Annotated in this window: 15 protein-coding genes; 6 read left to right on the top strand and 9 right to left on the bottom strand. The window is 37.8% G+C overall.

The genetic code is table 11. The annotated features are described in order from the left end of the window. Positions 1-58: 58 nt before the first annotated feature. From frr to FZ945_RS02770, 5 genes are all read right to left on the bottom strand, one after another. Entirely contained in the window at positions 59-616 is a 558-nt protein-coding gene (frr, locus tag FZ945_RS02790) for a ribosome recycling factor (RefSeq protein ID WP_021087228.1), read from the bottom strand. Further along, positions 606-1,565 (bottom strand): polysaccharide deacetylase family protein, encoded by a 960-nt coding sequence (locus FZ945_RS02785; RefSeq protein ID WP_021087211.1) that lies wholly within the window; start codon positions 1,563-1,565, stop codon positions 606-608. The genes frr and FZ945_RS02785 overlap by 11 nt, the downstream gene beginning before the upstream one ends. Before the next feature lie 2 nt (positions 1,566-1,567). Next, positions 1,568-1,897, bottom strand: a complete 330-nt coding sequence (gene secG / locus FZ945_RS02780) for a preprotein translocase subunit SecG (protein ID WP_021089287.1) — start codon at positions 1,895-1,897, stop codon at positions 1,568-1,570. A gap of 62 nt (positions 1,898-1,959) precedes the next feature. Beyond that, positions 1,960-2,343: a thiamine-phosphate pyrophosphorylase gene (locus FZ945_RS02775; protein WP_107929979.1), complete on the bottom strand. Its 384-nt coding sequence runs from the start codon at positions 2,341-2,343 to the stop codon at positions 1,960-1,962. Further along, the gene (locus FZ945_RS02770) at positions 2,336-3,034 is read right to left on the bottom strand and encodes a Bax inhibitor-1/YccA family protein (protein WP_002941542.1); all 699 of its coding nucleotides are present in this window, start codon (positions 3,032-3,034) and stop codon (positions 2,336-2,338) included. The genes FZ945_RS02775 and FZ945_RS02770 overlap by 8 nt, the downstream gene beginning before the upstream one ends. Before the next feature lie 171 nt (positions 3,035-3,205). Between FZ945_RS02770 and FZ945_RS02765 the strand changes: the two genes are divergently transcribed. Genes FZ945_RS02765 through FZ945_RS02750 form a run of 5 tightly spaced genes read left to right on the top strand, consistent with a single transcriptional unit; the run spans position 3,206 to position 8,041 of the window. Then, positions 3,206-3,850: a carbonic anhydrase gene (locus tag FZ945_RS02765; RefSeq protein ID WP_021086289.1), complete on the top strand. Its 645-nt coding sequence runs from the start codon at positions 3,206-3,208 to the stop codon at positions 3,848-3,850. Continuing rightward, on the top strand, positions 3,843-5,687 hold the full coding sequence (locus tag FZ945_RS02760; protein WP_148802340.1) for a mechanosensitive ion channel domain-containing protein: 1,845 nt from the start codon (positions 3,843-3,845) through the stop codon (positions 5,685-5,687). The genes FZ945_RS02765 and FZ945_RS02760 overlap by 8 nt, the downstream gene beginning before the upstream one ends. Positions 5,688-5,697: 10 nt before the next feature. Beyond that, positions 5,698-5,856: a hypothetical protein gene (locus FZ945_RS09750; protein ID WP_002941615.1), complete on the top strand. Its 159-nt coding sequence runs from the start codon at positions 5,698-5,700 to the stop codon at positions 5,854-5,856. A gap of 45 nt (positions 5,857-5,901) precedes the next feature. Beyond that, positions 5,902-6,999, top strand: coding sequence for a GGDEF domain-containing protein (locus tag FZ945_RS02755; protein WP_148802338.1), 1,098 nt, complete (start codon positions 5,902-5,904; stop codon positions 6,997-6,999). Beyond that, positions 6,986-8,041 carry a GGDEF domain-containing protein gene (locus FZ945_RS02750; RefSeq protein WP_187424152.1) on the top strand — a complete coding sequence of 352 codons (1,056 nt, stop codon included), beginning with the start codon at positions 6,986-6,988 and terminating at the stop codon, positions 8,039-8,041. The genes FZ945_RS02755 and FZ945_RS02750 overlap by 14 nt, the downstream gene beginning before the upstream one ends. A gap of 25 nt (positions 8,042-8,066) precedes the next feature. On the opposite strand, the gene FZ945_RS02745 is transcribed toward FZ945_RS02750, so the two are convergent. From FZ945_RS02745 to FZ945_RS02735, 3 genes are read right to left on the bottom strand one after another with little or no spacing between them, the layout of a single operon-like run. Further along, the gene (locus tag FZ945_RS02745; RefSeq protein WP_103615308.1) at positions 8,067-9,350 is read right to left on the bottom strand and encodes a TRAP transporter large permease; all 1,284 of its coding nucleotides are present in this window, start codon (positions 9,348-9,350) and stop codon (positions 8,067-8,069) included. 11 nt (positions 9,351-9,361) lie between these two features. Then, positions 9,362-9,904 carry a TRAP transporter small permease gene (locus tag FZ945_RS02740; protein WP_148802336.1) on the bottom strand — a complete coding sequence of 181 codons (543 nt, stop codon included), beginning with the start codon at positions 9,902-9,904 and terminating at the stop codon, positions 9,362-9,364. Then, the gene (locus tag FZ945_RS02735) at positions 9,904-10,896 is read right to left on the bottom strand and encodes a DctP family TRAP transporter solute-binding subunit (protein ID WP_002941552.1); all 993 of its coding nucleotides are present in this window, start codon (positions 10,894-10,896) and stop codon (positions 9,904-9,906) included. Before FZ945_RS02735 ends, FZ945_RS02740 begins: the two co-directional genes overlap by 1 nt. A gap of 467 nt (positions 10,897-11,363) precedes the next feature. On the opposite strand from FZ945_RS02735, the gene sodB reads away from it, so the two are divergent. Beyond that, complete coding sequence (sodB, locus tag FZ945_RS02730) at positions 11,364-11,981, top strand: superoxide dismutase [Fe] (RefSeq protein WP_012140576.1); 618 nt, start codon at positions 11,364-11,366, stop codon at positions 11,979-11,981. A 725-nt stretch (positions 11,982-12,706) separates the two neighbouring features. Here the strand turns inward: sodB and FZ945_RS02725 are convergent. Continuing rightward, positions 12,707-12,886, bottom strand: a complete 180-nt coding sequence (locus FZ945_RS02725; protein WP_148802334.1) for a hypothetical protein — start codon at positions 12,884-12,886, stop codon at positions 12,707-12,709.

Below are 12,886 nucleotides of genomic sequence, written 5' to 3'. Positions count from 1 at the left end.
TTGCGTGGCTAAAACGGGGGTTTAGAAATTTGCAAAGGGGCAAATTTCTAAATGAAATTTATACTTTTAAAAGCTCGGCTTCTTTCTCTTTTACGAGAGTGTCGATCTTTGCGGTGTAGGTGTCAGTTATCTTTTGAACCTCATCTTGACCCTTTTTGCTCTCGTCTTCAGTTATAGCTTTGTCTTTTTCAAGCTTTTTGACCTCGTCGTTTGCGTCTTTTCTCACGTTTCTGATGCTAACTTTTGCCTTTTCGCCCATAGCTTTTGCATGTTTTGCGTTTTCTTGGCGTTGCTCAACGGTCATAGGCGGGAAAAATAGCTTAACGCTCTCGCCGTCGCTGTTTGGATTGACGCCGATATTTGCAGCTTGGATGGCTGATGAGATCGCTTTTATCATGCTCTTTTCCCAAGGCGTGATAGCGATAGTTGAAGCGTCGCTTGTAAGCACGGTGGCTACTTGATTAAGCGGAGTTGGCGAGCCGTAGTAATCAACCATAACGTTATCTAGGATGTTGATATTTACCTTGCCAGTTCTAAGCGTTGTAAAATCGCGCTTTAATGAAGCGATCGCCTTTTCGCAACCCTCTTTTTGGGTATCGTAAATTTTATTTAGCATTGGTGTCCTTTATTAGAAGTTTTGTGCTTCTGTGATGATCTACTTTTAGCGACATTAACACTTTGCGTTTATCAAGTGGTGGGTTAAATTTACACTCAAAAACGCCATTTGTCATAGGTACTTTTCTAAAGCCATCAAAACCAGTCATGAAAAAACTGCCCTCACTTGCGTTAGTGTCGGTCTTGATGATGAGCTTGTCGATCGCATTGTTTTGCGGATAGCCCTCTGGAAATATCCACTGAGCATTTAAAAATTTGCTATTAAAAGTTAGCGCTATCTTTGTGCCATTCATCACTGGTGTTCTGTAAAGATCATAAACGTCACTTTTATCTGAAACTGCGCCTGAGTTTTGATTTAAAAGTGCCAAAAAGCCAAATTCTTTTGCCAAAGAGACGACCCTGCTATCGATCTCCCCGTAAGGCACTGCGAAGTATTTAGGCTTATAACCCATATGCTTTTCAAAGGTCTCAACGCCCTTTTGAAAGTCCTCTCTTAAGGCCTCATCGCTAAGTTTAGTCATCCTTGGATGAGCGTATGAGTGATAGCCGATCTCTCCGTAAGCTTCTAGCTCTTTGATCTGATCAAAGTCTAGATAATCACCATATTTGTTCGCGCTTGCCTCTACATAGACCATCAAAGCAAATGGGTAGTTATACTCTTTAAAAAGCTCAAGAGCGTTATTGTAAAAGCTTTTGTATCCATCATCAACGGTGATAACGATCCAGTTATCAGGGATCGGTTCGCCAGCATTTACCGCATCGACAAGCCTTGATAGCTTGACAACTTCGAAGCCATTGTTTTTAAAGTATTCAAACTGCTCTCTTAAATTTTGGATAGAAATATCTGTGCTAACGTGCCTTGGATCGTCAAAGCGGTGATAAACTAGGATGTGAGCGTCTGCCAAAGCAAACGTTAGCGTCAAAAGTGACGCTAAAAACGTTTTTATCATTGTTATTTTACTGGATTTTGTGGTGCGCTAGGAGCTGCTGGCACGTCGTTTGATTTTGGTACGACTAGAGATTTGCTATCGACACTATCAACGATAGAGCGTTTTAGATCTTTGTTGTAAAAATATCCAAGTGCAAGTGTGTTTAGGATAAACAAAACGCCTACCACAAAGGTAAATTTAGCTAAAAACCCAGCTGGTCCTTTTGCTCCAAAAAGGCTCTCGTTGCTTCCACTGTATGCTCCAAGACCGATAGATGAGCTCTTTTGGAGTAAAACTGCGATCGTGATAACGACAGCTAGAACAAATTGCAAGATTAAAAATATTAAACTCACGAAATTTCCTTTAAATTTTTTAAATAGTTTGCGATTATACAAGAAAAGATTTAAATTTTTAGTTAAAGTTCTTTTTCAAGCTCATAAAGCTCGTATCTTATGCTTTTAAAAAGCTCAGCTTGATCTAAATTTATAAGCTTAAAGCACTCTTCAAGCACGCGAGCGCTCTCTTGGGCACGCTTGAAATTTGCAGTGATGATCTCGTCTAAATTTGATCTTTCTTGCTCGCTTTTTGTGCTGGTTTTAAGGACGTCGTTTTGTGAATTTCTAAATTTTAAAAATTCTTTTTGTGGGATCTTTGCCTTGTGGCGGAGAGATTTTATCTTATAGGCGAGCTTGGCGTCATCAAAGACATATCTTTTTATATCTTCAACGACGCGAAGCCCTTCTTTTAGCCTATTTAGATTCGCATCTATCACTCGGTAGATGCGCTCATCATTAGTCATTTCTATTAAAAATGCCTAAAATTTGTAGTAATGATGTAAATAAATTTACAAAATCAAGATACAAAGCAACTGCGCCCTCAACTGGTGTCTCGTAGTTGCCACGGATGATATTTTGTGTATCAAAAAGTATGTAAGCGCTAAATAAGATCGATGAAATACTTGCGATTACAAGTTGAAACATCGTGCTTTTAACGAAAATGTTGATGATCGCTGCCACAACGATAACTATCAAAGTTATAAATAGCATCTTGCCCATCGTTGTAAAGTCGCGTTTTGTATTCATCGCAAAGACGCTTAATGCACCAAATGCAACCGTTGTCAAACCAAATGCCTGAGCTACGATACTAGCGCCACTTGGCATAGCAAGGATCGCTGAAAGTAGCGGAGTTAGCGTAAGACCACTTACAAATGTAAATGCAAAAAGAAGTATTAAATTTAATCCCTCTTTGCGTTTAGCCGCCATTAGACCAAAAAGTAACACAAACTCTAGTATCACAAGTCCCCAAAACAAAAATCTATTTGCCGCAAAAACGCCAGCAATGCTAATACCTACATAAGCGCCAGCAGTAGCTGAAAGTAGTGATGCTGCAAAAAGTTGATAAGTTTGTTTTATAAAAGTGCTTAGTGAGCTTTGAGAATACGCAAGCTCTTCTTGATTTTGCTTAGCGTAGTTTCTATCATACAAACTCATTTTTTCTCCTTATGAATTTTTTCGGTGAGTTTAGCCTAAAATAATTAAACAATATATAAAAAGAAGTTTAATAAAAAATATTAGTTTAAAGTCCGTTTTAAAGGGCATTTTTTTGATTAAATAAAAGTTGCTATAATCGCGATAAAAATATAAAAAATGGAGATAAATTTTATGGATGATTCAATACTTGAAGGTGCAGTAAAATTTATGGAAGATGGCTTTTTAGAGCACGAAGAGCTCTTTAAAAGTCTGCAACACAAACAAGATCCGCACACGCTTTTCATATCATGTGTGGATTCAAGGGTCGTGCCAAATTTGATAACAAACTGCCTACCAGGCGAGCTTTTCATGGTGCGTAATATCGCAAACATCGTGCCACCATATAGAGTGAGTGAAGAGTTTTTGGCGACTACTTCAGCGATTGAGTATGCGCTTGAAGTTTTAAACATAAAAAACATCATCATCTGCGGGCATTCTGATTGTGGCGGATGCGCAGCACTTTATGTGGATGAAAAGAAGCTTAAAAACACTCCAAACGTTAGAAACTGGATCAGGCTAATCGAGCCTATCAAGCGAGAAGTGCTTAAATTTACAAGCGACGATCCAGCCAAAATGGCATGGCTAACCGAGAGACTAAACGTGATAAACTCGATCGAAAACATAATGACCTATCCAAATGTAAAAGAGGAGTATGAAAGCGGCAAGCTTCAAATTTACGGCTGGCACTACATCATAGAAACTGGCGAAATTTTTAGCTACGATTTAAAAGAGGGCACATTTAAGCTTCTAGCGGATAAAAGAGGCGAAAATGCGTAAATTTCTAGCCATTATCCTGCTTTCTTTCATAACTCTTTTTGGCGCTGATAACAACGTAACGCAAGAAGACGATATCGTCAGCATAACAAATCAAATTCAAACCATAAACAGCCAGATAAATATCATAAAATCTCAACAAAAAGATATAAACGCTTCAAAGGTTGATAACTCAAATTTGATCACTCTTCAAAAGAAAAAGAGCGATCTTTTAGAAAAGATACCAAACTATATCATGCAGATCGAATTAACCCAAAGCGATATCAATAAATACAATCTGCAAAAAGAGGTGCTAGAGAAAAAGGTAGCTAGACTAGAAAAGCAGTCAAACAAGGATGCCTACATCCAAAGCGCCATCGAGCTTGAGAAGATGAAGGTTGATTCTGCTTATTACTCAGCGCTTGTCAGCCTTGAAGAGGTCTTTAAAAAGGGGGCTAAGGCAAATTCTATAAGAGATGTGATAGATAATGGCCTTTTAAATTTACAGACAAATTCTTATGTGAGTATAAAAGATCTAAAAGACTCACTAAATGACACTTCAGGCTCTTATGACAACGCCTTTTTTGACCTTGAGCTGAAAAAAGAGACGCAAGAAGAAATTTTAACCTACCTTAAAAATAACGCCGATCTTCTAAGCTCAAGCATGCTCTTGTCTGAGCTAAATTTAGTCGATGCAGTCGAATACATAAACAAAACAACTGACATAAATTCAAGTAAATTTAACATCGGCAAGATCGTTGTTATCGTTGCGATATTTTTATTTTTCGTCTCGCTAACTAGAATTTTAGCCAAGCTCACCTACTGGGTGATGTCACTCGTCGCTTCAGGCGAAGGGGTAAAAGAGGCTAAAAATCAGATCGTTGATATCGTGAAAAAGCCGATCTCAGCACTTCTTATCATCTATGCGCTAAACATCTGTATCGGCGTTGGATTTTACCCAGTGCCAGTACCTCTAATGGTAGCAAATATCTTTTCTATCATATATATAGTCGCATTTTCATGGCTTGTCCTAACCATACTAAATGGCTACGGTATCGCTATAATCGACAAAATCGCGCAAAAAAGCAAGCGCAAAGAGGTGATAAACCTAGCACTGAAAGTGATCTATGTGATCGTGCTAATCATCACACTTTTACTGATCCTTCAAAAGCTTGGCTTTGATATCTCAGCGCTCATCGCCTCACTTGGTATCGGTGGTCTTGCTGTTGCCTTCGCTGCTAAAGACATCATCGCAAACTTCTTTGCCTCTGTCATGATGCTCTTTGACAACTCATTTTCACAAGGCGACTGGATAGTTTGTGGTGATATCGAGGGCACAGTCGTTGAGATAGGCTTTAGAAAAACAACTGTTAGAAGCTTTGATAATGCCCTTATCTTCGTGCCAAACTCAAAGCTAGCAAGCGATCCTGTTAGAAACTGGAGCAGAAGAAAGGTCGGAAGACGCATAAGAATGGTTATTGGCATCGAGTATGGTCCAACTACAGAAGAGATCAAAAAATGTGTAAATGACATCAAAAATATGCTGATAAATCACCCAGATATCGCTAAAAGCGAAGATATCGCAGCTAATAAAAGAGGGCTAAAATATAGACAAAACATAGTCTCAGTTGATGACTACGCTGGATATAAGTCAAATTTATTTGTCGTGGTTGATGACTTTGCTGATAGCTCGATAAATATCCTAGTTTATTGCTTTGCAAAAACTATCGTTTGGGGAGATTTTTTAGACGTAAAACAAGATGTAATGCTAAAAATTATGGATATTTTAAAGCAAAATGGTCTAAATTTTGCATTCCCAAGCCAAAGCTTGTATATCGAAAATATCAAAGATAAAATTTAAGGAGAGAAAAATGAGTGATGATTTTGACTACGAAGAGGTAGAAGAAGACTACTCTGAATTTAACGACGAGGATGAGGATAGTAGCGATAGCTATGACTATAACTACGACGAAAATGACTACAACTATGAAGATAGCGATGAGGATGAGGATAGTTACGACTCGTATTAAAATGGTCTAATTAAATTTAATGGACGAAATTAACGGAGAGGATGCTTGGTACAGGAATTTATAGAGCAAGATAGCTATAAGGCTATCGATGACATTTACAAAACGATATTAAACGTAGCGATATTAAGTAATTTAATTGCTATTTTAGTATTTGGTTTTTTTGGTGAAAGCCTATTGATTGTTTTTATATGTCTCTTGTTTTTTGGCATAAATATACCATTAAGGCTAAAATTTGACGTTAAAAAAAGGTATCTAATATCAGCCCTTTTCCATATAAATACAACTGCTGTTGTTATTGCTGGCGTTATTAATATAGGCTGGAACTGTGGCATTTGGATAACTATACTTGGAGTAATTTTTATCAATTACTTTTTAGCGTTTAATAAAAAGATAGTTACATATTTGATTAGTATCCTTGAGCTTTTAGTGCTTTTGTGGCTCTATTTTTCATATAAAGATTCTTCGGTGGTAGTTTCTGAACAAATTCAACGCTTTATCATCTGTTTAAGTGTTGCATTTACTTTTTTACTTGTTTTTAGATTATCTAGTTTTGCTGATGCGATCGCATCTAGTGGCTATAAACAGATCAGTGAAGAAAAAGAAGATATAGAGAGAATTTCTATGTATGACTTTTTGACCGGTCTTTTTAATAGACGCTCAATAGAAAATACACTAAAAAATAAGCTTATAGAGCTTCGAGAAAATAGTAGTGATACGAATTTAGTCGTTATGCTAGGAGATATAGATAACTTCAAAAAGATAAACGATACCTACGGACACGACTGGGGTGACAAGGTTTTAAAAGAGATAGCGCTGTCTTTAAAAGATACATTTAGAGAAAATGATGTCATTTGTAGGTGGGGTGGAGAGGAATTTCTAGTTATCTTGCCCGATGTTAAAACTGAAGACGTAAAAAAAGTAGAAACCAGACTTGGCACAAGGATAGCGCAGGTAAAACTGCCTGACAAAAGTTCAGTAACCATGACCTTTGGTTTAGTTCTTTGCGCAAGTGGTATAAATATAGATATGGATACGGTGATAAATATAGCCGATAAAAAGCTATATGAAGGTAAGAAAAATGGCAAAGACCGTATAGAATATGCCATATTAAAAAAAGGACATTTAGACTATGGCAATGCCTAAACTTTCACTTTATATCTCACACAAAATCATCGTCTCTTCAGCCCTATTAGTACATGTTTTTTACCTAGTTATGTTTTGCCTCATGGGCGAAGAAATTTTAACTGTGGCAAACATCCTATCTGTTAGCATATATCTTTTTGCACTAAAGATACTCTTTGATAGCGAAGAGAATAACAAGATCGTGATGTTTATCTTGCAAGCAGAAATTTTACTCCATGCCTCACTTTGCGTCTTTATCCTTGGACTGGGCTGGGGCTTTGAAATTTTATTTTTAACATCAACAATTAGCCTCTTTTTCTTATCAGTTAGTTTTAAAATGTTAAGCAGACTTATCTCTTTGCTAGATATCGCGGCATTTTTGCTTTTTTATCTAGTGATAGATATACCAGTAAAAGATGATACTTTATATAAAGAGATATTTTTTGTATTTAACCTAACTGCATCTTGCGTGTTTGCCGTCCTAACATCATTTTTACTAGAGAGCTCAAATTTATTTATATTCTTAGGCATCTTAAAAGAGAAAGAGTCTGCTAAGGCTGTCTTTAACCACGACCCACTAACTGGGCTTTTAAACCGCGCTTCGATGCAACAAATTTTTAGACAAAAGAATTTATTTGACGGCAATGACTTTGCTATCGTGATGTGTGACATCGATAACTTTAAAAAGATAAATGATACCTACGGACACGGAGCAGGCGATGAAGTGCTAAAGAGCCTTTCTAAAATTTTCAAAAACGCTTTTAGAAATGAAGATAGGGTTGCAAGATTTGGCGGAGAGGAATTTCTAGCTGTTATCTTTGATGTTAAAAAGGCAAAAGCAGTTAGCATCTTAGAGCGTATCAGAGAGACACTTAATCAAAATGTCGTTGAATTTGAAAACAATAGGATCATAGCGACGATGACCTTTGGTGTCGTGGCGCATAGTGGCAACACTGAGGTAAATATCGAGCGTATGATCAAGCAAGCTGACGAGCTACTTTACGTTGGTAAGCGAAATGGTAAAAATATCGTTATGAGTGCAGATTACGATCCAAGAGGATAAATTTAGAGGCCTGGGCCTCTAAATTTTAATGTCCATACATTATGTTTGGTAGCCAAAGTGAAATTTGTGGTATATAAGTAACCAAGATAAGACCAAAAAACAAGGTTAGCGTCCATGGCAAGCACGCCATGATAACCTCTTTTAAGTTCATATTTGTAAGACCGCTTGCGACAAATAAATTTAGTCCAACAGGCGGAGTGACCATACCTATCTCCATATTTACAACCAAGATGATGCCAAAGTGTATAGGATCAACGCCAAGCTGCGTAGCTATCGGTAGTAAGAGCGGCACCATGATCATGATAACGCTTGAAGGCTCCATAAACTGACCCATGATAAAGAGCAAGATATTTACAAATATCAAAAATCCTATCATGCCGATATTTGCATCAAGTATCATCGAAGCGATCGCTTGCGGGATCTGCTCGCTAGTTAGCAAATAGGCAAAAACAACGGCGTTTGCGATGATGAAAAATATCATAGCTGTTGTAAGGGCTGAGTCTAGGCAGATATCCCAAAGGTCTCTTATCTTTATATCTCTATAGATAAAAAGTGAGATAAATAGCGCATAGACCGCACTTGCTGCAGCAGCTTCAGTCGGAGTGAATATGCCTCCATAAATTCCACCAATAACCACAACGACGATTAGAAGTGCCCAAAATGCTTTTGCAAATTTCTGCACTCTTACTTTAAGTGGCTCAGCCTTAGTCGCTTTAAATCCAAGCTTTTTTGCGCCAACGTAGGTTTGCACAAGCATCATGCCACCAAGCATAAGACCTGGCACAACGCCTGCCATAAAGAGCTTGCCAATACTTACCTCTGCCGTTACGCCATAAACTATCATAACAACTGAAGGTGGTATCAAAATTCCAAGCGAGCCAGCCGTAGTTATGCCGCCCACTGCGTACTCTTTTGGATAGCCAGCCTCTTTTATCGCTGCAAACATAATTGAACCAATAGCCACAACTGTCGCAGGTGAGCTTCCAGAGACAGCTGCAAAGATGATGCAGGCAAATATCGCACTCATAGGCAAGCCACCTGGCAAGTGTCCGACCATAGACTTTGCAAAGTCGATGATACGCCTTGCTGAGCCGCCTTTGCTTAGTAAATTTCCAGCCAAGATAAACATCGGGATCGCCATTAGCGAAAATTTATTGATACCATCAAAAATTAGCTGCGGGATCGTAGCGATGTCGATATCTGTAAAAAATATCATCGTTAAAACGGTGCTTGTGCCTAGCGAAACCGCGACTGGCACGCCTATTAGCATCAGTGCAAAAAGCAGGATAAATAAAAATGCTATTGTCATCTTTTTTCTCCTTAGTCTTTGACTACGCTACCATGAGCTAGCTCGTGCGCTTCGTTGCTTACGACCTTTGCTGCTGGAGTTAGAGCTACTTTGATAGCCTTTTCAGCCGAGCGGTAGCTAGCTGTGACAAAGGCTATTGGAAGCACTAGCATAGGGACCCATTGAGGTATGCCAAGGTCTATTATCATCTGCTCGATCTCGTGCAAAATTTTAAGATAATCAACCGAATAAATCGCGATAAATATCAAAAAGACAGTTGTTAAAATGTGCGAAAAGAGCAGGCACGCCTTTGCAAGCGCTGGTGGAAATTTCTCCACCAAGATAGTTACGCTCACGTGGATGCCCTTGTTAAAGCCATACGCTGCGGCAAAAAACGCCGACCAAATAAATAAGTAGTTTGATAGCTCGCTCGCCCATGACCAGCTTTTGTCAAAAAAGTATCTAGCCACGACGTTGGCAAAGGCTAGTAGCGTTCCACTAGCTAGCCCTAAAACGGCGATAGTCTTATTGAGCGAGACTATCAATATATCAAGAGCGTTAATGAAATTTTTCATTATTTTGTCTCGATTGTTTTTTCTATAAGCTCTTTGCCGATGACATCGTAAAATTTAGGATAGATAGCCTGCATAGTCTTCTCCCACTCGGCTTTTTGTGCGTCGTCTATCTTGAAAATTTCTAGCTTTTTAGTCTCTGCTATATATTTTTCAAGCTCGGCTATGACGTGAGCGTCCTCTTTAGCTGTCTCTTCTCTCTCGTAAGCTGTAGCCTCGCTTAGAGCTTGTTTTACATTTGCTTTTAGATCATCTGGTAGTTTGTTCCAAAATTTATCACTCATAACAACTAGATAGCCTAGATATCCGTGGTGTGAAAGCGTAAGAGAGCTTTGAACCTCGTGAAATTTAGAGTTATAGAAATTTGATAGTGGGTTTTCAGTCGCATCAACTACGCCTTGTTGAAGCGCAGAATAAACCTCTGAAAATGGCAGAACTTGTGGGTTGCCACCGATCGCTTTGATCTGCTCTTCAAGCACTTTTGAGCTTTGGATTCTAAATTTTTGTCCTTTTGCATCTTCTGGCACAAGGATCGGTTTTTTACTTGAGCTAAAGTGCTTAAAACCAGCATCCCAGTAATCAAGCGCTACAAAGCCTTTCTTAGTCACAAGGCCTTTTAGCTCCTCGCCAACTGCGCCATCTTGAACCTTGTGAAGGTGGTCTGCATCCTTAAAGATGAAAGGCAGGTCAAATAGCTGAAACTGCGGCACGATAGGTGTAAATTTAGAAAAGCTTGGAGCTGCCATTTGAACGTTGCCAAGCTTTAGCGCACCAAAAACTCTATCATCATCAAGTAGCTGCGCTGATGGGAAGACTTGAACTTTTATCTTGCCGCCACTTAGCTCCTCAGCACGCTTTGCAAAAAAGTCAGCCGCCTTGCCCTTTGGCGTAGAAGCTGCGACAACGTGAGCAAATTTGATCGTATAGACCTTATCAGCACCAAATGCTAAGCCACTGATGGCACATGTAAAAAGTAAAGCTTGTAAGAATTTCATCTTTCATCCTTTGTAATAGTTTTGATAGGTGCATTATAAATTTCAAAAATAAAAATTTAGAAATTTTGTTTCATAAATTCACATATCTTTATTTTTATATGTGTATTTTTGTAACATTTTTGATCTAAAATGGATAGTTTTTGCTTTGTAAATTTAACGTAAAAATTTATTTATCATTTTTATAGTGCTTATCTGTTACTTTTCTACACATATTTTTATATTATTTTTTACATTTAGAGAAATTTAAATTTACTTTTCTCTCTTTTACAAAGCCAAATTTGCTCTTTTAGGATATAAATTTCACTCTTTTAACCACAAATTTATAAAGAAAATTTGCTCATCTTTTATAAATGAAAAAATTAGCTTTTATAAAAGCCCTATTTTTGGGTTAAATTTTAAGAGATTTTGTTTGTTAATATTTTGTGGCTATAATGCGAGATAACAAATTTTATTATTAAGGAATTATTATGTTTGAACTAAGAAAACTTCCGTTTGACGCAAATGCCAATGCAGTAGTAAGTGCTAAGACCTGTGAATACCACTATGGCAAGCACCACGCGACCTATGTTGCAAATTTAAACAATCTCATAAAAGATACAAAATTTGCTGACGCATCATTTTACGAAATCCTAAAAAATAGCGAAGGCGGCCTATACAACAACGTCGCTCAAGTTTATAACCACGACTTTTACTGGGACTGCATCGCTAAAAAAAGCGAGATGTCAAGTGAGCTAAAAGCTGCGATCGAGGCAAATTTTGCAAACTTTAAAGAAGAGTTTTTAAAGGCAGCTACAACGCTTTTTGGCTCAGGCTGGGCGTGGCTTGTATTTGATCCAAGCAGCAAAAAGCTAGAAATCGTGCAAACTAGCAACGCAAAAACTCCAGTGAGCGACGGCAAAGTGCCACTTCTAGTCGTTGATGTTTGGGAGCACGCTTACTACATCGACAACTTCAACGCTCGTCCAAAATACCTAGAGACTTTCTATGAGAACATAAACTGGGAATTTGTAAGCAAAGCTTACGAGTGGGCGCTAAAAGAGGGTCTTGGCTCAGTTGAGTTTTACACAAAAGAGCTACATAAGTAATATCTGGCGGGACTTTCCCGCCTTAAAATTTCTACTTTTATTCAAATTTAACTATCAAATTTATCATTTTAAACGAGAGCGTAAATTCCCACTTTAGCAAATGACCTTTTTATAAATTTACAACCAGCATAAGCTAACTCATCTTTAAATTTCTGTTTTTATATAAACTTTAAAATCATCAAATTTATTAGCAAAATCACTTTTTGAAAGATAATACGATTTTAAACGGCTCAAATTCTTGTTCTGGCAAGTGACATTCGCTTAAATTTAAAACTAGCACAAACTATTTCGCTCTCAAATTTCTATTGCTAAATTTAATGATAAGGAGGCGCGATATTTGCTACCTCAAAAGGCGTAAAATGCTTGTTTTTGTCGCCTGCTCTATTTTCTTTGGGTCACTTTCACTTTAAATTTATCACCACAAAACCAAAATGGATATCGCGTCTTTAAATTTAAAAAGTCGCTTTGAACTCGAGATGACCACACTCTTTGGTGCTTGAAAAATAAACTCAAGTATTCGCATTAACAGCTTTGCTTAATTTTAATGTAAATCAAGATCGGCATGACTATCTCGCTCTTAAATTTCTCTCTTTCAAATTTAAACTACTAAATTTATGAGCGAAAGCTACTTAATTCCCAAACGCGGCCATGACACTCTTTTGACGCTCCAAGGCATGCTAGAGAGATATCAAAAATAGCAAAAACTGGCTTTACGACCTCTCTTACTACGACCAAGCAACTCCATGCTTAAATTTAAAGTAACCAAAAACAAGCATAGGCTCGCTAGACTTTAAATTTATCAGAAAACTTACTTTGATCTTTAAGAAATGTGTGAGGTCAAAAATGCCCCAGTAGATATTTTGTATCAGACAAAGGCGGCTTAAATTCCAAAGCCACCCAGCCAA

The organism is Campylobacter concisus (genome assembly GCF_902460535.1).
Lineage (GTDB): Bacteria > Campylobacterota > Campylobacteria > Campylobacterales > Campylobacteraceae > Campylobacter_A > Campylobacter_A concisus_AS.
This window is presented reverse-complemented; position numbering and strand designations above follow the sequence as displayed.

Coding starts and splice junctions, on each gene's coding strand:
- frr (WP_021087228.1), bottom strand. CDS start 616: ATGCTAAATAAAATTTACGATACCCAAAAAGAGGGTTGCGAAAAGGCG.
- FZ945_RS02765 (WP_021086289.1), top strand. CDS start 3,206: ATGGATGATTCAATACTTGAAGGTGCAGTAAAATTTATGGAAGATGGC.
- FZ945_RS02735 (WP_002941552.1), bottom strand. CDS start 10,896: ATGAAATTCTTACAAGCTTTACTTTTTACATGTGCCATCAGTGGCTTA.
- FZ945_RS02760 (WP_148802340.1), top strand. CDS start 3,843: ATGCGTAAATTTCTAGCCATTATCCTGCTTTCTTTCATAACTCTTTTT.
- sodB (WP_012140576.1), top strand. CDS start 11,364: ATGTTTGAACTAAGAAAACTTCCGTTTGACGCAAATGCCAATGCAGTA.
- FZ945_RS02740 (WP_148802336.1), bottom strand. CDS start 9,904: ATGAAAAATTTCATTAACGCTCTTGATATATTGATAGTCTCGCTCAAT.
- FZ945_RS02775 (WP_107929979.1), bottom strand. CDS start 2,343: ATGACTAATGATGAGCGCATCTACCGAGTGATAGATGCGAATCTAAAT.
- FZ945_RS02770 (WP_002941542.1), bottom strand. CDS start 3,034: ATGAGTTTGTATGATAGAAACTACGCTAAGCAAAATCAAGAAGAGCTT.
- FZ945_RS02785 (WP_021087211.1), bottom strand. CDS start 1,565: ATGATAAAAACGTTTTTAGCGTCACTTTTGACGCTAACGTTTGCTTTG.
- FZ945_RS09750 (WP_002941615.1), top strand. CDS start 5,698: ATGAGTGATGATTTTGACTACGAAGAGGTAGAAGAAGACTACTCTGAA.
- FZ945_RS02745 (WP_103615308.1), bottom strand. CDS start 9,350: ATGACAATAGCATTTTTATTTATCCTGCTTTTTGCACTGATGCTAATA.
- FZ945_RS02750 (WP_187424152.1), top strand. CDS start 6,986: ATGGCAATGCCTAAACTTTCACTTTATATCTCACACAAAATCATCGTC.